This window comes from Providencia lanzhouensis (assembly GCF_050469745.1).
GTDB classification, from domain to species: Bacteria; Pseudomonadota; Gammaproteobacteria; order Enterobacterales; family Enterobacteriaceae; genus Providencia; species Providencia lanzhouensis.
In genome coordinates this window covers 96,301-121,173 of record NZ_CP174123.1, presented here as the reverse complement: position 1 = coordinate 121,173, position 24,873 = coordinate 96,301, and the positions used below count along the sequence as shown (strand labels likewise).

At 43.0% G+C, this 24,873-nt stretch carries 22 protein-coding genes; 14 read left to right on the top strand and 8 right to left on the bottom strand.

The genetic code is table 11. The annotated features are described in order from the left end of the window. Both gdhA and uspA read right to left on the bottom strand, forming a co-directional pair. Window positions 1–1,335, bottom strand: coding sequence for an NADP-specific glutamate dehydrogenase (gene gdhA, locus ACIH2S_RS00515; protein ID WP_036950079.1), 1,335 nt, complete (start codon window positions 1,333–1,335; stop codon window positions 1–3). 269 nt (window positions 1,336–1,604) lie between these two features. Further along, the gene (uspA, locus tag ACIH2S_RS00510) at window positions 1,605–2,039 is read right to left on the bottom strand and encodes a universal stress protein UspA (RefSeq protein ID WP_036950081.1); all 435 of its coding nucleotides are present in this window, start codon (window positions 2,037–2,039) and stop codon (window positions 1,605–1,607) included. Between the two features lie 433 nt (window positions 2,040–2,472). Here uspA and uspB point away from each other — a divergent pair, with 433 nt between their 5' ends. Next, window positions 2,473–2,808: a universal stress protein UspB gene (gene uspB / locus ACIH2S_RS00505; RefSeq protein WP_036950083.1), complete on the top strand. Its 336-nt coding sequence runs from the start codon at window positions 2,473–2,475 to the stop codon at window positions 2,806–2,808. A gap of 126 nt (window positions 2,809–2,934) precedes the next feature. On the opposite strand, the gene pitA is transcribed toward uspB, so the two are convergent. Then, complete coding sequence (gene pitA / locus ACIH2S_RS00500; protein ID WP_036950148.1) at window positions 2,935–4,422, bottom strand: inorganic phosphate transporter PitA; 1,488 nt, start codon at window positions 4,420–4,422, stop codon at window positions 2,935–2,937. A gap of 378 nt (window positions 4,423–4,800) precedes the next feature. Here pitA and ACIH2S_RS00495 point away from each other — a divergent pair, with 378 nt between their 5' ends. Further along, on the top strand, window positions 4,801–5,997 hold the full coding sequence (locus tag ACIH2S_RS00495; RefSeq protein ID WP_036950085.1) for an NAD(P)/FAD-dependent oxidoreductase: 1,197 nt from the start codon (window positions 4,801–4,803) through the stop codon (window positions 5,995–5,997). Between the two features lie 448 nt (window positions 5,998–6,445). Then, window positions 6,446–7,144, top strand: a complete 699-nt coding sequence (locus tag ACIH2S_RS00490; RefSeq protein WP_430247905.1) for a pirin family protein — start codon at window positions 6,446–6,448, stop codon at window positions 7,142–7,144. Window positions 7,145–7,244: 100 nt separating this feature from the next. On the opposite strand, the gene pckA is transcribed toward ACIH2S_RS00490, so the two are convergent. From pckA to ACIH2S_RS00470, 4 genes are all read right to left on the bottom strand, one after another. Then, window positions 7,245–8,864 (bottom strand): phosphoenolpyruvate carboxykinase (ATP), encoded by a 1,620-nt coding sequence (gene pckA / locus ACIH2S_RS00485; RefSeq protein ID WP_108479670.1) that lies wholly within the window; start codon window positions 8,862–8,864, stop codon window positions 7,245–7,247. A 203-nt stretch (window positions 8,865–9,067) separates the two neighbouring features. Beyond that, a complete protein-coding gene (gene hslO / locus ACIH2S_RS00480; protein ID WP_036950091.1) occupies window positions 9,068–9,940 on the bottom strand; it encodes an Hsp33 family molecular chaperone HslO in 873 nt (290 codons plus the stop codon). Between the two features lie 28 nt (window positions 9,941–9,968). Then, entirely contained in the window at window positions 9,969–10,409 is a 441-nt protein-coding gene (hslR, locus tag ACIH2S_RS00475) for a ribosome-associated heat shock protein Hsp15 (protein ID WP_036950093.1), read from the bottom strand. Between the two features lie 67 nt (window positions 10,410–10,476). Then, window positions 10,477–12,576 carry an IgaA/UmoB family intracellular growth attenuator gene (locus tag ACIH2S_RS00470; RefSeq protein ID WP_108479671.1) on the bottom strand — a complete coding sequence of 700 codons (2,100 nt, stop codon included), beginning with the start codon at window positions 12,574–12,576 and terminating at the stop codon, window positions 10,477–10,479. 277 nt (window positions 12,577–12,853) lie between these two features. On the opposite strand from ACIH2S_RS00470, the gene nudE reads away from it, so the two are divergent. Next, complete coding sequence (gene nudE / locus ACIH2S_RS00465; RefSeq protein WP_108479672.1) at window positions 12,854–13,408, top strand: ADP compounds hydrolase NudE; 555 nt, start codon at window positions 12,854–12,856, stop codon at window positions 13,406–13,408. Between the two features lie 95 nt (window positions 13,409–13,503). Here nudE and mrcA read toward each other — a convergent pair whose 3' ends face one another. Next, complete coding sequence (mrcA, locus tag ACIH2S_RS00460) at window positions 13,504–16,044, bottom strand: peptidoglycan glycosyltransferase/peptidoglycan DD-transpeptidase MrcA (protein WP_036950099.1); 2,541 nt, start codon at window positions 16,042–16,044, stop codon at window positions 13,504–13,506. 116 nt (window positions 16,045–16,160) lie between these two features. On the opposite strand from mrcA, the gene pilM reads away from it, so the two are divergent. The 10 genes from pilM to ACIH2S_RS00410 all read left to right on the top strand — a co-directional run bounded on the left by pilM (window position 16,161) and on the right by ACIH2S_RS00410 (window position 24,796). Continuing rightward, window positions 16,161–17,006 (top strand): pilus assembly protein PilM, encoded by an 846-nt coding sequence (pilM, locus tag ACIH2S_RS00455; RefSeq protein ID WP_108479674.1) that lies wholly within the window; start codon window positions 16,161–16,163, stop codon window positions 17,004–17,006. A 1-nt stretch (window position 17,007) separates the two neighbouring features. Continuing rightward, window positions 17,008–17,547: a PilN domain-containing protein gene (locus ACIH2S_RS00450; protein WP_108479675.1), complete on the top strand. Its 540-nt coding sequence runs from the start codon at window positions 17,008–17,010 to the stop codon at window positions 17,545–17,547. Beyond that, window positions 17,540–18,082 carry a hypothetical protein gene (locus ACIH2S_RS00445; RefSeq protein ID WP_108479676.1) on the top strand — a complete coding sequence of 181 codons (543 nt, stop codon included), beginning with the start codon at window positions 17,540–17,542 and terminating at the stop codon, window positions 18,080–18,082. Before ACIH2S_RS00450 ends, ACIH2S_RS00445 begins: the two co-directional genes overlap by 8 nt. Continuing rightward, window positions 18,069–19,112 carry a secretin N-terminal domain-containing protein gene (locus tag ACIH2S_RS00440; protein WP_108479677.1) on the top strand — a complete coding sequence of 348 codons (1,044 nt, stop codon included), beginning with the start codon at window positions 18,069–18,071 and terminating at the stop codon, window positions 19,110–19,112. The genes ACIH2S_RS00445 and ACIH2S_RS00440 overlap by 14 nt, the downstream gene beginning before the upstream one ends. 505 nt (window positions 19,113–19,617) lie before the next feature. Continuing rightward, window positions 19,618–20,139, top strand: a complete 522-nt coding sequence (gene aroK, locus ACIH2S_RS00435) for a shikimate kinase AroK (RefSeq protein WP_036950109.1) — start codon at window positions 19,618–19,620, stop codon at window positions 20,137–20,139. A gap of 40 nt (window positions 20,140–20,179) precedes the next feature. Beyond that, a complete protein-coding gene (aroB, locus tag ACIH2S_RS00430; protein WP_036950111.1) occupies window positions 20,180–21,268 on the top strand; it encodes a 3-dehydroquinate synthase in 1,089 nt (362 codons plus the stop codon). A gap of 284 nt (window positions 21,269–21,552) precedes the next feature. Next, on the top strand, window positions 21,553–22,482 hold the full coding sequence (locus tag ACIH2S_RS00425) for an SPOR domain-containing protein (protein ID WP_036950113.1): 930 nt from the start codon (window positions 21,553–21,555) through the stop codon (window positions 22,480–22,482). Window positions 22,483–22,565: 83 nt separating this feature from the next. After that, on the top strand, window positions 22,566–23,402 hold the full coding sequence (gene dam, locus ACIH2S_RS00420; protein WP_108479678.1) for an adenine-specific DNA-methyltransferase: 837 nt from the start codon (window positions 22,566–22,568) through the stop codon (window positions 23,400–23,402). A gap of 36 nt (window positions 23,403–23,438) precedes the next feature. After that, window positions 23,439–24,113, top strand: coding sequence for a ribulose-phosphate 3-epimerase (gene rpe, locus ACIH2S_RS00415; protein ID WP_430247902.1), 675 nt, complete (start codon window positions 23,439–23,441; stop codon window positions 24,111–24,113). Further along, window positions 24,110–24,796, top strand: a complete 687-nt coding sequence (locus ACIH2S_RS00410) for a phosphoglycolate phosphatase (RefSeq protein WP_036950119.1) — start codon at window positions 24,110–24,112, stop codon at window positions 24,794–24,796. The genes rpe and ACIH2S_RS00410 overlap by 4 nt, the downstream gene beginning before the upstream one ends. Window positions 24,797–24,873: the final 77 nt, after the last annotated feature.

Genomic DNA, 24,873 nt, shown 5'->3' with positions numbered 1-24,873 from the left:
TTACACAACGCCTTGTGCAAACATAGCGTCAGCGACTTTAACAAAGCCAGCAATGTTCGCGCCTTGGACGTAGTTGGTTTGTTTGGCTTCGCCACCGAATTCAACACAGTGGTGGTGAATGTCCAACATAATGTGGTGTAAACGCGTATCCACTTTTTCTGCTTTCCAGCTTAAGCGTGCTGCGTTCTGCGCCATTTCCAGACCTGAAGTTGCAACACCGCCAGCGTTAGCTGCTTTACCAGGAGCAAATAGAACACCTGCTTCAAGGAATAGCTCAGTTGCAGGAATAGTGGTTGGCATGTTTGCGCCTTCCGCGACAGCTTTAACGCCATTTTGGATCAGCACTTTAGCCGCGTCTACATCCAGTTCGTTCTGTGTTGCACATGGCAGTGCGATATCCACTGGAACGCCCCAAGGTTGTTTACCCGCTAAGTAAGTTAAACCAAACTCTTTCGCGTATTCTTCAACACGACCGTAGTTGTTTTTAATAGCTTCTAAGCGTGCAAGTTTTTCAGGGGTGAAACCGGCTTCATCCACGACAGTACCGCTAGAGTCGGATGCAGTAACGACTTTTGCACCTAATTCCATACATTTTTCAATGGTGTATTGAGCAACGTTACCCGAACCTGAAACAGCCACTCGCATGCCTTCAAAACCTAAACCGTGGCGTTTGAGCATCGCGTCAGTGAAGTAAACAAGACCGTAACCGGTTGCTTCTGGACGAATTAAGCTACCACCAAATGACAGACCTTTACCGGTGAAAACGCAAGAGGTGTCATTAGACAGTTTTTTCATCATCCCAGTCATAAAGCCAACTTCACGACCGCCTACACCGATATCACCAGCAGGAACGTCAGTATCAGCCCCTAAGTGGCGATAAAGTTCTGTCATTAATGCTTGGCAGAAACGCATCACTTCACCATGGCTTTTTCCTTTAGGATCAAAGTCAGAACCGCCTTTTGCTCCACCCATTGGTAGGGTTGTGAGTGCATTTTTAAGGGTTTGTTCGAAGCCTAAGAATTTCAGGATGGATAAGTTAACGGATGGGTGGAAACGCATGCCGCCTTTGAATGGACCAATCGCAGAGCTGAATTGAACACGCCATGCGCGGTTAACTTGCACCTTTCCTTGATCGTCCATCCAACATACGCGGAACTGGATCACTCTTTCTGGCTCAACGAAGCGTTCGAGAAGTGCTTGATCGCGATATTTTGAATTTTGTTCAATGAAAGGCCAAAGAGAAGTGAATACTTCACGCACTGCTTGTAGGAATTCAGGCTGTGAAGGGTCTCTTTTTTGGACAGACTCCAAGAATGAAGATAGTGTTTGAGCCATCTTTGTCTTCCTTTTTCAATGTGGATATTGTTGTGAGGTGCCTCACTATTTCTTATCTTTTTTTTTTAGGAAATGTGAGGTCGATTTGTGTTTGCCTATTGAATATATCATTAGTTTATATTCTCAATTCAAGGTTTTTTTTTACTCATTTGAAAAAAAAATTGCTTGACCTGCCAATCACTCCCTTCAGACGATTATTTTGCCGCAAAAAAAACGCCTGCATAAGCAGGCGTTTTCAGTGAATAATATTTCAATTTATCGATGAAGAATTATTCTTCTTCGTCATTCAGTGGAACAATCAGCATATCCACATGAACAGTATTGATTAGCTGGCGAGCCGAAGACATCAGCTTGCTCCAGAAATCTTGGTGATGTCCGCAGACAACTAAGTCCATGTCGTATTTTTTGATAGCATCCACTAACACCTGACCTAAGTCACCGCTACCGCTAAGGGTTTCTTGGATGTCATAACCCGCACCTGCGGAAAGGTCTCTTAGTGAATTACGAGTTTCGTCAGTGATGCGTTGTTGCATATCACCTAAATTCACATCGATAAGGCCGGTGTACAGATCCGAGTAATTAACATCAACATGGATCATAGAGACTTTGGCTCCGTACGGTTTCGCCATAGAAACTGCTTTATCCAGTAAAACTTTACTTTCAGGTGATAAATCAACCGCGACAAGAATATGTTTATAAGCCATAAGTAAACTCCTTCCAAATGCTGATTTAACTGGTGGTTAACGACGTTCACCAATATCTTATGAATATACTATACCTGCTAATCGCGATAACTAAGTGTCGTTTTGATCACATCTAGCAGATTAATTTTTAAGGATTAAAAGACAGAACATTTGATAAAACAATAACATCATTCATTCAATATTAATATATATCAGTTCAAAATTCGAATTACCGCAATGCCAGTAAGTGTAATCAACAATCTGTAAATTAACAGTTTATGACTCCCACTTTTTTGAAGTCAAAATTTGAACCATCTGCACTTTTTTTAAGCAATGAATTGTGTTTAAGTAACGACATGCCCTACAATGAAAATAAATGATGTTAGTGCAATATTTTGGCGGTATTTCCTTTAGTGACAACGGGGCAATTTAGGTTCGTTCTAAGGAGGGGATTATGTTCAGTGTAATTGCATTATTTTGGGCACTCTGCATTTTGTGCATCTTAAATATGATGCGCTATTTTTCTTCTATTCGCGTTTTATTATCTATTCTGAGGGATTCGGATCCTCTACTTTATCAATCCGTTGATGGTAATGGCTTTTTCACGACTCACGGTCAGCTTAACAAGCAATTGCGCCTTGTCCGTTATATCAATACCAAACAGTACCTTGAGCACTACGATCCTGATGTAATATTCCGTTGTGAACGTATTCGCAAGCAGTTTATGTTGATCAGCCGATTAAGCATTTTAGTCGTTGTGAGTTTGGTCTATATGGTAATAGCCAATTAACCTCGCGTTTGTTATTCCCTTTATTCAAGGCAAAAAAATAGTGATGACCGGAAACCGATCATCACTATTTTAGAATGCTTATGCTTAGAGTGTGCAGGAAGCCCTAACTGGGCTCCCTACCGCTGATTAGATAATCTTCAGAGCAATCCAGTACAGTACACCGGACAGAATGATGGAAACAGGAAGCGTCAGTAACCATGCAAGCGCAATGCTCTTAATCGTTTTACTCTGAACACCACCACCATCAACTACCATCGTACCCGCTACCGCAGAAGAGAGAACTTGGGTTGTTGAAACAGGCATACCTGTATAACTTGCCACACCGATAGATACCGCCGCAGTGACCTGAGCCGATACGCCTTGTGCGTAAGTCATACCTTTCTTACCGATTTTCTCACCGATAGTCACCGCAACACGCTGCCAACCGAACATGGTACCCAGTGCCAGTGCTAACGCAACGGCAACGATAATCCATAACGGTGCATACTCAACAGTATACAGCAGGTCATTACTCAGCTTTTTCAGTAAGCTCGCATCTTTTGCGCTAGTTTCTGGTAACTTCGCCACGGCATTCGCAGTATCGGAGATACACATTAACAGGCGACGAGTTTGGTTGCGCTGGTCAGGTGTTAACTCATCATAGCTCTGAATGCCGCTGAGCATCTTCTGAGCTTGATTTAAGATAATTGGCGTACGCGAACTGTCACAATGGAACTCGCCTTCTTCTGGCTTGTTCTCCGCCATCATAGGCGTATTTTCAATTGCGTGGTTTAAGGCTGGTTTATGTGTTTCATAGTATTGTTGCAGATGAACCACCGCATCATGTGTTCTCGCGATATCATAACCGTTTGAATTCATGTTAACGACGAAGCCTGCTGGTGCAACACCAATTAACACCAGCATAATCAGACCGATACCTTTTTGCCCATCATTCGCGCCGTGAGAGAAGCTCACGCCGACAGCAGACAGGATCAATGCAGTACGCGTCCAAAATGGTGGTTTGCGTTTACCATCTTTCTTCTCACGCTCAGCTGGCGTTAAGTGAATACGGCGACGTTTTTTCGTTCCGCTCCAATAACGGCGTAACATGAAAATCATCAGCCCTGCAATCACAAAACCGATAGCCGGAGAAAGAATTAAGGACATGAAAATACTGATCATTTTAGGAATATTCAGCGCATCAACCACCGATGTATCAGTCACTATCGCATTGGTTAAACCAACACCGATAATGGCACCGATCAGCGTGTGAGAACTTGATGCTGGAATACCTAAATACCAGGTTCCAAGGTTCCAGATGATAGCAGCCAGTAGCAATGAAAAGACCATTGCAAGGCCGTGAGCAGAGCTCACGTTAAGGAGAAGGTCTGTTGGTAAAAGATGAACAATGGCATATGCCACGCTCAGCCCTCCCAGCAAGACACCGAAAAAGTTAAATACCCCGGCCATGACAACCGCGAACTGAGCGCGCATTGCTCGGGTGTAAATCACCGTTGCGACCGCGTTAGCAGTATCATGGAATCCGTTAATCGCCTCATAGAACAGCACAAATAACAGTGCTAGAACTAACAATAGACCTGTGTAAAATTCTAAACCTGTAAAAAGATGTAGCATAGACGTTAAGCCATTATTGGTTGGACATGAACGCGGCGCATTATCAGTGACAAACGCTAGCGGTGGAAGCGAAATCTGACCTTTTTTTGATTTAAATACCAATCAAAAAATCATCAAATACAAACTATCCCTTTAATATCATCCAGTTACCACAATTAAAGTTATTCTGAATTTTTGAAACTTTTTTTATGATAATTTGTGAAAATCTGGGGGAAATAGTCTTTTTTCGCGATTTTTCCTAATTATAATACGTCTACCATACTTTTCATTAATTCTTCGATGATCCGCTGCATTACAACCTACGTTAAATCGCGTAAAATAGCGGCATAAATATTCGTAATTACGATAAAAATCAAATATATATAGAGAACCCTGATTGTGAGAAATATTGACGTTATTATTTTAGGTGCAGGCGCGGCCGGATTATTTTGCGCTTCACTCGCTGGTAAGCGCGGTTTAAATACCCTTGTACTGGATAACGGTAAAAAATTAGGGCGTAAAATTTTGATGTCCGGCGGTGGACGCTGTAATTTCACCAATATGTACGCCGATCACAATAACTATCTCTCGACTAACCCTCATTTTTGTAAGTCAGCACTTGCTCGCTATACACAATGGGATTTTATTGAGCTTGTTGGCAAATATCAGATTCCTTATCACGAAAAGACCCTAGGACAGCTATTTTGCGATAATAGTGCGCAAGATATCGTCGATATGCTGAAAAGTGAGTGTGATCAGCCCAATGTCACTATCAAGCTACGCAGTGAAGTCACCCAAGTCGACAAAACGGATGACGGCTATGTTGTCACGGTGAACGGAGATCAAGTAAGTACTCGCTTACTGGTGGTTGCAACTGGCGGACTTTCAATGCCAGGCTTAGGAGCAACTCCGTTTGGTTATCGACTTGCCGAGCAATTTGGGCACAGCATCATCCCTACCCGTGCTGCACTCGTTCCTTTTACCTTACACAAACCTCTACTTGAAGCACTGCAAGCCCTTTCTGGGGTTTCCGTGGCGGCAACCGTTACATCCGCCAGCGGTGTGCTATTTAAAGAAAATATCCTGTTCACTCACAGGGGACTATCAGGTCCGGCAATTTTACAAATTTCGAATTACTGGCAACCCGGCGAGTATGTGAGTATTAACTTACTTCCAGAGATTTCATTGGGGGAATTTCTGACCAATGAGAAACAACAGCGCCCTAATCAATCGCTCAAAAATACCTTAGCGACACTGTTACCTAAACGCTTAATTGAGGTCTTACAACAACTTGGACAGATTCCAGATTGCCCACTCAAACAACTCACCCACGCACAGATTGATGCTCTTGATGACTTGTTGCATAACTGGCAAGTACAACCTAACGGCACAGAAGGTTATCGTACTGCGGAAGTGACTCTTGGTGGCGTTGATACCCATGAAATTTCATCCAAAACCATGGAATCGCTCAAGTCTCCCGGACTTTATTTTATTGGCGAAGTGATGGATGTGACGGGTTGGTTAGGGGGATACAATTTCCAATGGGCGTGGAGTTCCGCTTCTGCTTGTGCGGAAAACTTGCTCCATCAAGCTTAATCGCGCACGCTTTTATGAAATTATTTAATCCATTGAAAAATAATGGATATTATTTAATTTCAACCAAATCAGGCAGTTGAGCATTGAGTTTAAATAAATCTAAAATTGGTTAAAAATAACTCTTTACAAACGATAGTGATAACTATTATCATTATCACATCTTCCGCAGGCGACTTAACTTAGTCAGTCTCTTGTAGGAGGTACGACATTGCTCACATTGCTTCCAGTGTTTACTTTAGCCAGCATATGCTGGCTATTTTTTTATCTGTACCTTGCCATTTCATACCGAAAATCATCTTGGTGATATCCTAGAATCTTATTCAAATTTTTTGGATCCTATGGTTAATGTCGCCTACTTTTCTCTTTCTACAATTTGGCTAAACTGTCATCAACAAGTTAAGCAAGAGCCCAATGAAAATTGGATATCCGCTTTTAAGGAGATGACTCAATGATCTATTTACGCCAAGCAAATGAACGTGGACACGCAAACCACGGTTGGCTGGACAGCTGGCACACTTTCTCGTTCGCTAACTATTACGATGAAAAATTTATGGGTTTCTCAGCGTTAAGAGTCATCAATGAAGACTACATCGCTGCGGGACAAGGGTTTGGTACTCACCCTCATAAAGACATGGAAATATTGACCTACGTGCTGGATGGTGCCGTTGAGCATAAAGACAGCATGGGCAATATGGAACAGATCCCTGCGGGTGAATTCCAAATCATGAGCGCGGGAACGGGTGTTCGTCACTCTGAATACAACCCAAGTAATGAAAAAGAGCTGCGTTTATACCAAATCTGGATCATTCCAGATAAAAATGGCATCGAGCCACGTTACGAGCAAAAACGCTTTGATTCGACAAGTGGTAAGCAATTGGTGTTATCACCAGATGCACGCGATGGCTCGCTAAAAGTTAACCAAGACATGACCTTATGGCGCTGGGCATTACCAGCTAATGAGCAAAGCACTCACGACATCGCAGAAAAACGTGTTGTTTGGATCCAAGTCGTTAAAGGCAACATTGAAGTTAATGGGCAGAAAGCAACGACTAGCGATGGTTTAGCCATTTGGCAAGAAAATCAGCTAACGATTAAAGCTGATGAAGAGAGTGAAATTTTAGTTTTTGACTTGCCTGCTGCGGAATAATTTTTCAGGTAAGTAAACGCTAACACCAATGGGAAAGGCTCTACACGATGATGTTATCTTCAATCGTTGTAGAGCCTTCTTTTATCTGTACTACCCGAAATTACAGTTTAGGACCGGCTTTAACCAGTGCTGCACCTGCAGGGGTATCAGTGTACTTATCGAAATTCTTCACGAAGCGCTCCGCTAAGTCTTTAGATTTTTCATCCCACTGAGATTTATCAGCGTAAGTATTACGTGGGTCAAGGATATTGGTATCCACACCCGGTAATGCTGTTGGGACTTCTAAATCAAACACTGGCAGCTTGATGGTATCCGCTTTTTCGATATCGCCACTTAAGATTGCATCGATGATTGCACGCGTATCTTTAATAGAGATACGTTTGCCTGTACCGTTCCAACCAGTATTGACTAAGTATGCTTTCGCGCCTGCGGCTTCCATACGCTTCACTAATACTTCCGCGTATTGAGTTGGGTGCAGAGATAAGAATGCTGCGCCGAAACATGCAGAGAATGTTGGAGTTGGTTCAGTCACACCACGCTCTGTACCGGCTAACTTCGCCGTGAAACCAGACAGGAAGTGGTACTGAGTTTGTTCTGGCGTTAAGCGAGAAACTGGTGGTAACACACCGAATGCATCTGCCGTCAGGAAGATAACTTTTGTCGCATGGCCAGCTTTAGAAACTGGTTTTACGATGTTTTCGATGTGATAGATAGGGTAAGAAACACGCGTGTTCTCAGTTTTAGAACCGTCATTGAAATCAACGGAACCGTCAGCCAATACCATGACGTTTTCTAATAACGCATCACGTTTGATTGCGCCATAGATATCTGGCTCAGCTTCTTTAGACAGGTTGATAGTCTTCGCGTAGCAACCGCCTTCGAAGTTGAATACACCGTCATCATCCCAACCATGCTCATCATCACCAATTAACTTACGTTTTGGATCTGTAGACAGTGTGGTTTTACCTGTACCAGACAGGCCGAAGAAAATTGCAACGTCGCCTTTTTCACCAACGTTTGCAGAGCAGTGCATTGATGCGATGCCTTTTAATGGCAGCAGGTAGTTCATCATAGAGAACATACCTTTCTTCATTTCGCCGCCGTACCAAGAACCGCCGATTAACTGCATACGCTCAGTTAAGTTGAAAGCAACAAAGTTTTCTGAGTTCAGACCTTGCTCTTTCCAATTCGGGTTAGTGCATTTTGCACCGTTCATCACGATAAAGTCTGGTTCAAAACCAACTAACTCTTCATCAGATGGACGAATAAACATGTTTTTCACGAAGTGAGCTTGCCATGCAACCTCAGTGATAAAACGGACTTTCAGACGAGTATCTGCGTTCGCACCACAGAATGCATCCACAACAAACAAACGTTTGCCTGATAGCTGCTCAGTCACTAAGTGTTTCAGGCTGCTCCAAACCTCTTGGCTCATTGGTTTGTTATCGTTTTTACCTTTACCTTGGTCAGCCCACCAAACGGTATCACGGGTTACATCATCGCGAACGATATATTTATCTTTTGGGGAACGTCCTGTAAAAATACCGGTATCAACAGCAACAGCACCTAACGTAGTGACGGTACCGCGTTCATAACCTTCAAGACCTGGCTTGGTTTCTTCCTGAAATAACAGCTCATAACTTGGGTTATAAACAACTTCAGCGACGTCATGAATGCCGTACTTTTCGAGATCCTTCAGGGTAATGCTTTTAGCGCTCATTATATTGCTCCTGGTAAACATAGCTATTCTGCCGACGATCATAAATCTTTACGACTAATTAACAGCGATAGTTATCAAAGAATTGAAAATGTATAATTTTTTTTAATTCATAATGAGACTTAGAGCACGTTATAATCCTTTAAAATTATAAAAAAAGGGTGCAAAATTGCACCCTCGTCACATAATTAGGTTGCTAAATCGTATCAGTGAAGTTGCTGATTTCGCTCATTATTTAACCCGATGATATCGGATTCAATAAATACATAGTGTGAGCCACAATATTCACACTCCATATCAATTTTCCCATCTTTGTGCAAAATATCCATAACATCTTCATGGGTTAATGTCGCTAAAGACGCTTCACAACGCTCACGTGAACAAGTGCAACGGAACTCAACAGATTGTGGGTCATACAGCGTGACATCTTCTTCATGATATAGACGATGAAGTACCTCTTTCACGTCTAATTCGCTGAGCTCTTTGCCTTTGATAGTCGCAGTCAGTTGCACTAAGTGATCAAAAAACTCGTGGCTAGTCTCTCCTGCAGCTGGTAAAACTTGCAGCAACATCCCGCCAGCAATCGCTTTGCCATCTTGTTCACTAACACGGATAAACAGGCGGGTTGGTAACTGTTCAGATTGGCGGAAATAGGCATCAATACTCTCTTCAATGCTGTTGCCTTCAATCGCCACAATCCCTTGATAACGCTCACCTTGTTTTGGTGTAATTGTGATGACAATGAACCCGTTACCAATCATTTGCTGCAACGTACTTCCCGCGACAACAGGACCCTCAACACGGGCAACACCGCGCATTTGTTGTAGGTTATTACCGTTAATCACGGCTAACTTAACAGGGCCATCACCTTGGATTTGAACGGTAATGTCACCATCAAATTTTAAAGTTGCAGTCAGTAAGCTGGTCGCAACCAGCAGTTCTCCCAGCAGCATTTTGACGGCTTCTGGGTAATCATGATTTTCTAGAATATGATGAAAAGTCTCATCGACAGTAATCATTTCTCCACGTACCGCATGCTGTTCGAACAGGAAACGGTGGAGTTGGTCTTGTTTAGCCATAATTTCTCTCTATTACTCAGGCAGTCTATTAAGACGATTCATGGGAATTCGTGTGTTTAAATTTTAGCAGAGTCCGACGCTCTTTTTTATCGGGACGTCTGTCAGGATGTGGCATCGTGAGTGCATTCATCTTACGTGCCATCGCCATCTTTTCACGTTGTTCAAGGCTTTCTACGGTTTCACGGTAGAGTAACTGAGCTTCTGGTGCGCCTTTACGTTGATTGCTGATCTCGAGCACTTCGATAATCCGCTCATCATTTCCTTGACGCACTTTTATCATCGCACCCAATTCAACAATTTTGCCCGGCTTACTTCTTTGCCCATTGTAATGGACTTTTCCGCCATCAATCATCTCACGAGCAATGGAACGTGTTTTATAAAAACGTGCAACCCATAGCCATTTATCAAGGCGAACTTGTTCAGCGGATGATGGCTTTGTTGAAGATTGATTTGTCGATAACGGCTTCATGGTGCCTCCTCACACTTAGTTTGAATGCCAAACCAAAATGAGGCTCCATGGTCAGGGAAGGATAATACTATCTAGACTCGGAAGGATTATCTGCCTCATAGCATTTATCGTAATATTCAGTGATTTTACGCAAACGCCGTTTGTTATTCAAAACTCGAATAATAATTAATGTTCCATTTATCAAGGTACAAATGATTAAGAAGAAAACCAACATTGAACGGCAGACATATTCTGATAACACATCTTCATCCAAGCGTTCATGAACCACCACTTGCAATGTGCCATTGGCATCTGTCGAAATGTTCGTGATAACCCCTTCAACATCAAATGGGGTATTAATCAGAATGCTAGATAAGCGCTTTAACTCATACCATCGCTGAACTTGGTTCATTTCGCTCAGTGAACTTACTGGCATTATATCTACCAGCGGGCGGTTTTCATCGCTGATCAACAATACCCCACCTGGTGGTGGGCTATTGAGTTTACGAACTTCCTTCTCAAGTTCTTTCTTGATGAAATCATATGTGGTGTCTTCAACGAGGTTTTCCAAGGCATCAGCACTTCCTGCACGTAATAAAACATGCGCACCACTTAATTTTCCTGAAGACGCTTTATTTACCAATCCCGGCCAATCATCCACACTTCCACCCAAGTTAGACAATGCGCTTTTGAGTTTAATGCAATGATCTTGTTGATCACACAACGCGTTGGTTTTTAATACGATTTCTGAAAAATCGAAAATAATATTCATTCCCGATTTCATAATTTCACGCTGCAATCTTGGGTTAATTCCCGGGGCATCTTTATCTGGATGTAATTGATTTTTTACGCTATTCAATAAATCTATGGCTCGATTCACAATCTCAGATTGCGGCTCAGTAATCAGGTTAATATTATTCCAATACACACCCGAACAATCAAAAGGCACAAACAACGCTTGATTGGCATCATTCAAATTAGGAGGACGATAACACATCCCCATTCCCTTCGCTGATAATGTATCTCCAACTCTAATTTTACGCGCTGTTAAATCTGAAGGGTCAACAACACTGACTTTTTTCGCACCTTCAATCCACGCAAAACCTAATTTTACTGGCAAACTAATCGATTGATAAGAAAACACCATCGCCAAAACGAGCAATGCACTGAAAAACATCAGCACATTCTTTTTAAATCGTTTATAGGGGTAATAGCGTTCCTCTTCATGAACTGAGAGATATCGACCATACCGTAGCACTTCTCCCGTCGAATAGAGGTCAATATTCGTAGGATGGTTTAGCTCATATTTTAGGTAAGGGAGCCAATAGGTGGGGTAGTGCAAATCTACGCCCCCTATCGAAATGGTGGATGAGTATTTTTTATCTAACTCTCCGTACAATTCCCAGCGTTTGGCTTGCCCATAAATACATTGCACATCTTGATAGGGTCTAGGAAAAAGACGTAAACGGAATAATAAAAACATTCCGAGGATAAAAACCACCGCAGCTAATGTCAGCCCCCATCCTTGAAAAATGGGAATAGAAACAATCGTCAGATAGCCGATAAAAAAACTGAGGCTCACCACAATCGCCCCTAACCACCCGGAAGAATTATGGAGTCGATGCTCCTCTTTACTTTCCTTACGCATCTTCAGCAATTGAATGGTGTTCGGTTCACCTTCATGGATATCAGCCTCAGGTTGAGTCCTAGGCTCCTCTGAAGGGACTTCCCATTCATAGCTAAATTCCTTCAATGAGTGACCATTGAGAGCCACAATTAAAGGCAGATGATCCGTTTCTACAATTTCCATGGCATTTTGTCGTTGTAAGAACGGTTCTAGTTGAGAAGGTAACTGAACTTCAATCGTATCAATAAAATAACGCCAACCCTGCCCTTGCTCTTGACGCAAATTAAATCGCGTAATGGCATTACAGATGGTAGCAACAGTCGCATTTTTTCGTATTTGCCATGCAGCTTGGGAAGGCGAATGAAGGTTTTTAGATGCACTGTGATTAAGATACTGGGTGATAGTCTGGAAATCAGACTCAATCATTTTTTTAAACGCGGGTGTTGCTAGAGAGGGTATTTGATAGACACTAGAACGCCGTCCCCGCCGGAAGAACAGAACGGAAACCATTATAATTAGGCTAGCTATTATCAGAGCCAGTATAATGACGGTGTTTAGCATTTTTTTCTCAACAGAATTGTCTACTTAAAAAGCATAGCAACGTAATGCTATTCACTATATAAGCCAATTCCTATTCTCTTTCAGTTTTTGTTTTATTTTACAATATGTTGTAAATAAAATGTTTTACTTATTAATCAGTGCGATTTTCATAAGTAGATTATACTAACAGCATTTTCTCCACCCTATAATCTCTATCATTTTTTTTTGATATGCGTCATAGTTAAAGACAATGTATGCTTGCCCTCATGGATCCCATTCACCTGATTCGGAAATCGTTATGACAGAGTTAAAAAAACCAAAAATCCTGAATATTCAAGATGTTGCTAAATCTAAACTATTCAGTATCCAATCTGTTGACCTCGAATTTAGTAATGGCGAAAAACGTGTTTATGAAAGAATGCGCCCCGCAAAGCGTGAAGCAGTTCTTATCGTCCCCATCATTGATGATCACCTGATTTTGATCCGTGAATACGCCGTGGGTATCGAAAACTATGAGCTAGGCTTCCCTAAAGGAGCCGTAGACCCAGGAGAAGCCCCTCTTGAGGCAGCTCAGCGAGAACTCAAAGAAGAAATCGGTTATGGGGCTCGCCAAATTACCCCTTTGGCAAAACTCACCATGTCCCCATCTTACTTTTCCAGCAAGATGAACATACTTATAGCTAACGACCTATTTAGCGAAAAACTTGAGGGGGATGAGCCAGAACCGCTCCAACAAGTCAAATGGCCGATTGCACGTATGATGGAGCTCCTCGACCACCCTGACTTCAATGAAGCCCGCAATATTAGCGCGTTGTTTTATGTGGAACGTTACTTAAAAAATAACGCGAAATAACGCCACTCGATATTCAATCTATCCAATACCCTAAATAAGTACACCCCATGCCAAACGGCGATGGGGTGCAGTTTATTTACACTCAAAACAGCTCATTAGAATAGCTCTTGGCTGGCTCCATTTTCCGTTGAAATGGTCGTTCCAACCTCTTGTACCGCGCGCTCTTTCGGCTCAGTTCCTTCGATAAAGTATTCACTACGAGAAGGTCCACCGGATGAGAGTTTACCTGTACGGGTATCGATAGAGACTGAAATAATTCCTTTTGGTGGTTGCATAGTTTTCACCGGAACGCCGTCAAGGGCGGCTTTCATAAAGTCATCCCAAATCGGCTGAGCACTCTTCGCACCTGCTTCACCACCGCTTATTCCGGTACGACCTAATGTGCGCTTGTTATCATCAAAGCCAATCCATGCTGAGGCAACAATATCAGGACCATAACCGGAGAACCACGCATCTTTCGAGCTATTCGTGGTTCCTGTTTTCCCGCCAATGTCACGACGACCGCCCAGATCACGCCCCGCACGCCAACCGGTACCTGACCAACCTGGCTCACCATAAATATTTGTCACCATCGCATCGCGAATTAAGAACGCCAGCGGTGTGCTAATAACATGCGGGGCATATTGGTCTTCAGGGCTCTGCTGTTCTGCGGTCGTAGACAGTGCCATCGTTGGCTCTTGCTCCACCACATTATTATTCGATTGAGTCACTTCCTCTGTTGCGTCTTCGCCTTCAGAATCACTCAGCGCAATCGTACGCGCCGTATCCCCATAAATGACCGGAATATTTGTACACTCAGGACACGCAATTTTTGGTTTCGCTTCGAAAATTACTTCATCGCTGTGATTCTCAATCTTCAAGATATAGTAAGGATCAACAAGGTATCCCCCGTTCACCATCACGGCGTAACCACGCACCATTTGCATTGGGGTAAATGATGGAGCACCCAGCGCCAACGCTTCTGTACGGTTAATATTCTCTTTCGGGAAACCAAAACGCGTTAAATAATCTGCGGCATAATCCACACCCATGGCGCGCATCGCACGCACCATCACCACGTTTTTCGACTGACCTAAACCTTGACGTAAACGGATAGGACCATCATAGCGCGGTGGTGAGTTCTTCGGACGCCAGTCTGAACCAGCTCCCGCATCCCAACGGCTAATCGGCACATCATTGAGTAATGACGATAACGTTAAGCCTTTATCCATCGCAGCCGTATACAAGAATGGCTTAATATTTGAGCCCACTTGGCGCAATGATTGCGTCACGCGGTTAAATTCACTCATATTAAAATCAAAACCACCCACAAGGGCTATCACCGCCCCATCATTCGGATTCAATGCAACAAATGCTGCGTTCACATCAGGGACTTGTGCTAACCACCAGCTATCTTTAACCTGACGAACCCAAATTTGCTCACCAGGCTGCACAACTTTATTCACGGCAGATGGCGTACCACCTTGCTGAGTATCTGAAATAAATTTACGCGCCCAGCGCACACCCGCCATCGTAATTTGGATGTCCGATCCATCCGCCAGCATGACTTTTGCATCGCTGCTGCTCGCAGACGTGACAACGGCTGGAACCAATGAACCATAGTTTGGTAATTTTTTCAGTTTCTCAACGATTTGTTCTTTATCCCATGCGGCTTGGCTACCGCTCCATAACACTTCTGCAGGACCGCGATAACCATGGCGAATATCGTAATCTATCAAATTATTACGTACAGCTTCGGTCGCCGCTAACTGGTCTTTACGCACAACCGTGGTGTACACCTTATAACCATCGGTATAGGCATCTTCACCGTATTTTTCATACATCGTTTGGCGTGCCATTTCCGCTAAATAAGGCGCAGAAAAATCCACTTTTGGTGCGTGATAAGAAGCGACAATTTTTTCACTTTTCGCTTGCTCGTACTGATCTTGCGTGATGTATTTTTCTTCTAACATCCGCATTAATACGACGTTACGGCGGTTAACCGCACGGTCATAAGAGTAAAGCGGGTTGAATGTTGATGGCGCTTTCGGTAAGCCGGCAATCATTGCCATTTCACTTAGCGTTAACTCATTGACTGTTTTACCAAAATAAACATAAGCGGCTGCACCCACACCATAAGCACGGTTACCTAAATAAATTTTATTCAGGTACAGCTCCATAATTTCATCTTTGGTAAATAACTGTTCGATACGAATCGCCAAAAATGCCTCTTTTGCTTTACGCATCAAGGTTTTTTCTGGGCTTAAATAGAAGTTTCTCGCCAGCTGCTGAGTAATGGTACTCGCCCCTTGCGATGCATGACCCGATGAAGCCATCACAGTCACAGCACGGAAGATACCAATTGGATCAATACCGTGGTGCTCATAGAAGCGGCTATCTTCTGTTGCAATAAAGGCATGCACTAACATTGGAGGAATGTCAGTTAATGGCAATGGAATACGGCGCTTTTCACCATATTGGGCGATCAGTTCATTATCTGCACTGAATACCTGCATTGGCGTTTGCAGACGAATGTCTTTCATTGTTGCGACATCAGGCAGCTCACCTTCGACATATTTGTACATGCCATAAATCGAGGCGCTTCCCAAAAAAATGCAACAGAAAATCAGAATTAAAAAATATTTTACGAACTTCACCGAAGAATTCCCATATGCAACTGACAGGCGGGTTTAGATATCACTGCTGCATAGTATAAAGCTTATACAGCACAATAGAAAACGTAATTTAATTGTTAATGATAAGGATATTATGTATGTATTCACCAAAATGGCACATCGGAATTGAGCTATCTCAGCACCACATTCAGTTAGTTGCTGCAAAAAAACATCGCAAACTCTGGTCGTTATGTGAATGTTGGCAACAAGCGCTACCTTTTGACAGCGCATCACATACCCTTGATGAACACCGCGTAATTTTACGCAATATTTTGCGACAATGGCGTCAGAAATTACCTAAAAACTGCTCTGTTTCTATCGCATTACCCTCACTAAGGTCTCTCCAAAAACAGGTCTCACTTCCCAACCAAATGAGCTTGCAGCAACCTGAGCTAAGCTGGTATTTACAAGCGCAAGTTGACCAACTTTTTCCCATGCAAGCCCAAGAGCTTGCTGTAGATTATCGGATCATTGGGCAACAAGTTTACTTCAATGCCGCACGCCAATCTGATATTACCTTCTGGCAAGATTTATTACTGGAGAGCGGCTATCACCTGCTGGCTGTAGATATTGCCCCCATCGCGCTGCGTTACCTTGCTCGGCATGCTCAGCTGCCTAACGAATGTTGGCTTGTTTACTATCGCCAAAACGAATGGTTTTGGTCAGGGCCTATCAGCCAACCTGCAAGTTATAGTCATATTCAAAGCGATAATCCGACTCAAGATAATCAATCAGTGCACATTAACCAGATTCAATCCTTATTAACTGACGATCCTGAAGCCTTAAAATTACCGATTTACTGCATTAGTGACCACGATATTCAAGGCATAGAGTATCGATGGGATTTACTGCAAGCTTTTCATCAATACCCCATCAAATTACCCCGTCAATTGGGGGACTTTGTGATTGCTGCGGGGCTGGCTCTGCGTCATGGGGATCTTTAATATGTATCAGGTTAACTTCCTACCTTGGCGAACCGATAAGCTCACTCGCCAGCGACGCTATTTTTTAATGGTGACGTGGAGCAGCTGTATTTTTGTCATCGTTATCTTTGGTTATTTAATCAGTTTGCTTCTAGAGGATATATCGCAAGCCCACTTATACCTTGCTACTCAGCAGCAACATCAACAGCACATTGAACAACTAAAAACACAATTACAAGCGCAGCAACAACAGCTAGAAAAATTCACGTTTCAGCAAAATCAGCGTCAATCCTATGCACAACATAACCATGCCTTACTCAACCTATTAAGGTCGCTATCCAATCTCACGCCACCTAAAAGCTGGCTATCCACCTTTCAGCTACGTGAAGGTCGTTTAGAAATTAAAGCGCTCAGTTATCGCTTTCAAGACCTGAACTTGCTGTTAACTCAATTTAGCCAGACACCTCAGGTCGATAACGTGCAACTGCGCACGTTACGGCGGGTTGCTGCCGTTAACCAACTACACCTTATTGCCGATTATCGAGGTGTCATTGATGAATAACCACTTTGCCGCTTTTTGGTATCGCCCCCTTTGGCAGCAATATCTAACGATACCGTTGATTTTGGTGGTAGGCATTACCGCTGGCTATACCTTTATTTGGCAAGACAAGCGAAATCAATGGGCAGATTTACAACAAAACAGCTCTGCCTTGCGCCTACAAAACCAAGCCAGTAGCCAATTTTTCGCCCAAAATCCGACTCGCGTTTGGCTAGAACAAGAACTTGCTTCATTCCCTTCTAATGAGGAAATTACCTTAGATCCTCATTTCTTTGTTCTTCACTTACAGCAGCTCATTGCGAATTACAATATTGTCTTAAATCAGCTTCAGCCATCGGATCCGTTGAATTCTCAGTACCAACTTGAGATCCAAGGGAAATTTAATGATCTCCTCGAATTTATGCAATCACTCACCCATACGCTCCCACAGCAACATTGGCAATTTTCTGATGTCATTTTGACTACCAAAAATCAGCAACTGACCGCCAATTTGTCGCTCACATTTATCAAGGATGAACACCCTAATGAGCAAAACTAATTTTTTCGTTCCCATATTAATGTTAATGCTATGCAGCGCTTTCTTCGGGTATGCGCAAACACCCCGAGACCCTTTTGAACCCATATCCCCAACAGAAGAAGATACCCAGCTCTTAGACACCATCATTCCACCTAAAGCACCGGAAATAATTCTCACTGAAAAAATTTTTCCATTAGTCTCTATCGACGCTCAAACTGTTCATCAACAGATCACGGAGCCTGACATGCGCCTCCTATCCGATAAAGGCATAGCCCACTTTGATGCCACCACCAACAGTTTGATCATTACGGACACCAAAGAACGCTTGGCATTAATTGAAACATGGCTTGCCCAAAAAGATATTCCCCAGCAGCAAGTACAAATCACGGCCCACATCATCAGCAGTTCACGCACCGCTTTACAAGCGTTAGGTTTAGAGTGGGGAATGCTAGGTGAGTCAGTAACTGATGGGCACCATAGCCGCTATAACCGTTACAGCAGCCAATCAGGACAGATGGCATTAAATGTATTACGGCTCGGAGAAGGCCTACTTGAAATGAAGCTTAACGCCCTAGAAAAAGAAAATTTATTGTCAATTATTGCGAGCCCACGTTTGGTTGCATCCCATAAACAGCCCGCCAGCATCCAACAAGGCAGCGAAATTCCCTATGTCACCACTTCCGATAAAAAAAGCCATGTTCAGTTTAAAGATGCGGTGTTAGGTATGGAAGTCACGCCAACCATTGCCCGGGATGACAGAGTCGAAATGGTATTAAAAATCAGCCATAACTCCCCAGATACCGCTCTCACCGTCAATCCAAACCAACATCTCGCCATCAATAAACAAGAAATTGCGACCTCAGTGACTATCAAAAATAATAACACCCTAATATTGGGTGGCATTTTTCAACAGAAGCAAGAAAAAACGGATTCAGGTATCCCATTTCTTTCACAAATCCCACTATTAGGAAGTTTATTTATCAATAAGACACAACACGTTGATAAGCGTGTTTTACTGGTATTTATTACACCAAAACTTATTAAGATTTAGCGTAAAAAATAACGCCTATACATTCAATTAGTTGAATGTTTAATTCCTCAAAGTACCGTGAAATTATTACTTTTTGTGCCATAAACATACCGGATAAATTTGACGCTGAGGTCGTTTTAGCATACAAGGTTATCCATTGAGTGTTCTAACTATCGGTAGATGAAAGAACAAACTATCAGCCGCTTATAAAATAGCTACAGAAATTTTGCTTTATAATTAACAGGTTCCATTCATTTAGTGGAATAAACAACCTGTTAATAAGCTCGCTAAACAGTGCATTATGTAATGTAGACGGCTCAAATATATAGAAACCCGCAACGAAGAATATGGCACTTTGTTTTCTAAGTGCCATATTTATATAGTTGCAATTCAGGTTGATGTATTGAGATAATTTTCTTATCTGATCTCACATCATCACTTATGAGGTTTCAGTTTAGGTCCCGCCGCTAATTTGATTGGCGGGGCGGGTGATCATTAACGAATAATCGTAGTAATACCAAAAAACATGGCAGAGAAACGCAATATCTTTCTGGTTGGACCAATGGGAGCCGGAAAAAGCACTATTGGTCGTCAGTTAGCTCAACAGCTTAATATGGAGTTCTTTGACTCCGATCACGAGATTGAAAAACGCACTGGCGCAGATGTAGGTTGGGTATTCGACCTAGAAGGTGAAGAAGGCTTTCGCGATCGCGAAGAGAAAGTCATCAATGAACTCACTGAAAAGCAAGGCATTGTCTTAGCGACAGGTGGTGGCTCTGTTAAATCCAAAGAGACGCGTAACCGCTTGTCCGCTCGTGGGGTTGTCGTGTATCTCGAAACCACCATTGAGAAGCAATTATCCCGCACACAACGCGATAAAAAACGTCCTCTTTTACAAGTGGATGAGCCCGCTCGCGAAGTTTTAGAAAAATTAGCCGATGAACGCAATCCTATGTATGAAGAGATAGCGGATATAACAATTCATACTGATGAGCAAAGCGCAAAAGTTGTTGCCAATCAAATCATTGAAATGTTAGAAAAAAACTAATTTTTATACATCAGAAGTCATGAATTCAAGGTAAAGCAAGATGGAAAAAGTCACTGTTACTCTGGATGAACGCAGTTATCCAATCAATATTGCACCTGGTTTGTACCAAGGCAAGGATGCATTTTGGCCACTAACTGCGGGTCAGCGAGCAATGATAGTGACTAACGAAACTCTCGCTCCACTTTACCTACATAAGATCCAAGCCGTTCTTGAAGCCTCAGGTGTCAAAGTCGATTCTATCGTCTTACCTGATGGCGAACAGTATAAATCTTTATTTATCATGAATGATGTTTTTACGGCATTACTCGAAAAGCACCATAACCGTGACACGACCCTCATCGCCCTTGGTGGGGGAGTAATCGGTGACTTAACTGGATTTGCAGCAGCTAGCTATCAACGTGGCGTACGCTTTATTCAGGTTCCAACTACATTACTCTCCCAAGTGGACTCTTCGGTTGGTGGAAAAACCGCCGTTAACCACCCATTGGGGAAAAATATGATTGGGGCATTTTATCAACCGGCCTCCGTCGTGATTGACCTCGATTGCTTAAAGACCTTACCTAAGCGCGAACTCTCTTCTGGCCTGGCTGAAGTCATTAAATACGGCATCATTCTTGATGGTGAATTTTTTAGCTGGTTGGAAAAAAATATCGATGCCTTAATGGCATTAGATAACCAAGCCATGGCGTACTGTATTCGCCGTTGTTGCGAGCTGAAAGCACAAGTGGTCGCCGCCGATGAAAAAGAAACCAGCGGGCTACGTGCACTATTAAATTTAGGGCATACCTTTGGTCATGCTATCGAAGCCGAAATGGGCTACGGTGTATGGCTCCATGGAGAAGCTGTTGCTACTGGTATGGTCATGGCTGCTAAAACCGCTGAGCTGATTGGCCAATTTACCCCAGAACAAACAGAACGCATCATCGCCCTTTTAAAACGAGCCGAGCTACCTGTTACTGGTCCTGCAAAAATGCAACCTGATGACTATTTACCTCACATGATGCGAGATAAAAAAGTCATGGGAGGCAAATTGCATCTTATCCTTCCAACCACTATCGGTAGTTCAGAAATGCGTTCCGATGTGGATGCCTCAACAGTAATTGCCGCTATTTCGGCTTGTATGCCATAAATTATTACTGAACTAAGTAAAAATCATTAATTGGCTCCTGAATATTTTCAGGGGTTTTAAAATGTTACTGGCAGATATCAACTAAAGCCGTTAAATTATACGCACGCCTAGCACCTATAACGAGTAACGAAGTAAGGTGGTCGCAATCTCATTGAAATTGGAATGAAATTGCTAAACAATCTATTCTTTAAAAGTGAGCAGAAGCAATTGCTTAGTCGTGAACAGGTCGTAATGATAAGAGACATTTCATCTCTACACAGGCGAACTAATTTCGGGAGAGGAAAATGGACGAATTTAAACCAGACAATCAGCCTCAAGTACAGAATGATTTAAGGCCTGATACATCAGATAGACCAACCGGACGTGCGCGTCCTGCTGCGGCAGCTAAGCCAAAAATTGCGTTATCACGTCAACACATCATGATCGGTGTCGGCGTTTTAGTGCTGCTTCTGCTGATCATTGCAATCAGTTCCGCATTAAAAGCACCAACAGAACATGAGAAATTACAAAATGATAGCGCTAATCAGCGTAATATCGATTTATCAGGTTCTTCATCACTGACCAACTCAGATACTCAATCCACAACGCAACCGCAAACAAGCCAAGCGCAAGAGTTAAATGGTCAGCAAATTAACCCAATGCCAACTCAAGCAGACACTCAGACTCAACAAAATGGTCTTGGTGAACGTATTGAAATTCCAGGTGATGTTGCCGACGCTCTCAACCAAGGTCAAAACCTGCCGTCTGAAAGCACCACGACGCCACCACAAAATGTGACACCGTTGACACCACCACAAGTCAAACCTGTGGAAAAACAGCCAACAGTTAAACCTGTCACCCCAGAAAAAACACAACCAAAAGCGACTAAGCCTGTTGAACAAAAACAACCTGCTCAGCCAAAAACAACTACTAAGCCAGCAACTAGCACAAGCCAAAGTGGTAGTACCGTTGCAGCCCCCTCTGGAAGCTATACATTGCAATTAAGTAGCGCAAGTCGTTCAGATACACTGGAAGCTTTCGCAAAAGAGAATAAACTTGCTAACTATCAAGTGTATAAAACCATTCGTAATGGCCAAACTTGGTATGTATTGATCCACGGAAATTACAGCTCAGTGAGCGAAGCAAAAAATGCAATTGCAGCCTTACCTGCCGCAGTGCAAGCGAAAAAACCGTGGGTGCGTAATATGAAACAAGTTAAACAGGATCAAAAATAACAACGTTTTTCCCCGGGCGCATAATGTTGTCCTGAAAGAGCCGCCAAGTGGCGGCTCTTAAACGATTGTAATAATAAGACGGCATGAAAAAAAAACGCGCTTTTTTAAAATGGGCTGGGGGTAAATACCCGCTTGTGGACGAGATCAAAAAACATCTTCCACAAGGAGATTGCTTAATAGAACCTTTTGTTGGTGCAGGATCGGTATTTTTAAATACCAACTACGATTCGTACGTACTTGCAGATATTAACAGCGATCTTATCAACCTCTACAACACGGTTAAATATCGCTCTGATGCTTTTATCGAAGAAGCTCAGCAACTGTTCACACCTGAATTTAATACCTCTGAACAGTATTATTTAATGCGCCGAGCATTTAACCAATCAGATGACCCAGCTAAACGTAGCATTCTCTTTTTGTATCTTAACCGCCACTGTTATAACGGACTATGCCGCTATAATTTAAGTGGTGAATTCAATGTGCCTTTCGGGCGCTATAAAAAACCCTATTTTCCGAAAGACGAATTACTGTGGTTTGCTGAAAAAGCTCAGAAAGCGACCTTTGTGACGCAGTCTTACAGCAAAACATTACTCGATGCGCAGGATGGCTCAGTCATCTACTGCGATCCACCTTATGCACCGCTGTCTGATACCGCTAATTTTACGGCCTATCACACCAACGCCTTTAGTGCGCAAGAACAACAGAATCTGGCTTTTTTGGCACATAAGTTGTCATCTGAGCGCAAGATCCCAGTTCTTATCTCAAATCATGAGACCCCGGTGACTCGAGAGTGGTATTATCAAGCACAGTTACATATCGTAAAAGTGCGTCGCACCATTAGTAGAAATATTTTGAACCGTGCCAAAGTCAACGAGCTTTTGGCTTTATATGCGGGAGCGGGAGCATCTAAAAAATCATAGGTGCTGTCAGATAACGACGAATAATCGGAGACAATTATGAAAGATTTTCTCATTGCCCCATCTATTTTATCTGCTGACTTTGCACGTTTAGGCGAAGATACCGCCAAAGTTCTTGCTGCGGGCGCAGACATTGTCCATTTCGACGTGATGGACAACCACTATGTACCGAACCTCACGTTCGGTGCACCAATCTGTAAAGCCCTGCGCAATTACGGTATCACCGCCCCGATTGATGTTCACTTAATGGTTAAACCGGTCGATCGCATTATTCCAGATTTCGCTAAAGCGGGTGCGACTCACATCAGTTTCCACCCAGAAGCCAGCGAGCACATCGATAGAACCTTACAACTCATCAAAGAGAATGGTTGTACTGCGGGTCTGGTATTTAACCCAGCGACCCCACTTAGCTATCTCGATTATGTGATGGATAAAGTTGATATGATCCTACTGATGTCTGTTAACCCAGGATTCGGCGGTCAATCTTTTATCCCACAAACCCTGAACAAATTGCGCCAAGTTCGTAAATTGATTGACGAAAGTGGTTATGATATTCGCTTAGAAGTCGATGGTGGCGTGAAGGTCAATAACATTGCAGAAATTGCCGCAGCAGGTGCAGACACCTTCGTTGCTGGTTCCGCGATTTTTGATCAGTCAGATTACAAAAAAGTCATCGATGAAATGCGCCAAGAATTGAAAAAGGTATCTCAATGACATATGCGGTTTTAGAGAGTATTAAAGCGATTGCGTTTGATTTGGATGGAACCCTTGTTGACAGCGCCGGCGGTTTAGCCGACGCCATCGACAAGACCCTCGAAGAGCTTAACTTACCACCAGCAGGCAAAGAGCGTGTCTCCATCTGGGTAGGTAACGGCGCTGATATGCTCGTAGAGCGTGCGCTAGAATGGGCGGGAATGACTGTAACGCCAGAGCTGAAAAAGCAAGCTCGTATCCGCTTCGATGAACATTATGCGACGACAGTTAATACCGGTAGCCAGCTGTTCCCTGAGGTCAAAGAGACCCTCGAAACCATTGCGAAACACAACTTGCCTATGGCGATTGTAACCAACAAACCAACCCCATTTGTGGCGCCATTACTCGAAAAGCTGGGCATCGATAGCTACTTTTCATTAGTACTTGGTGGCGATGATGTGGTAAAAACCAAACCGCACCCAGCGCCACTCTATTTAACAATGGGTCAGTTCGGTTTACGCAAAGAAGAATTGCTTTTTGTCGGCGATTCCCGTAATGATATTATCGCAGCCCACAATGCAGGCTGCCCAAGTGTAGGGTTAACCTACGGCTACAACTATGGTGAATCAATCGCAATTACCGAGCCCGACTACGTGTTAAGCCACTTTTCTGAGCTACTCTCCGTTATTGATTTATCAAAATAAAATCCCCAATAATTCGAGTCACCAACGGCGTGGCTCGAAACTTAACAGGGTATAAAAATACTACAAGGACATACAAA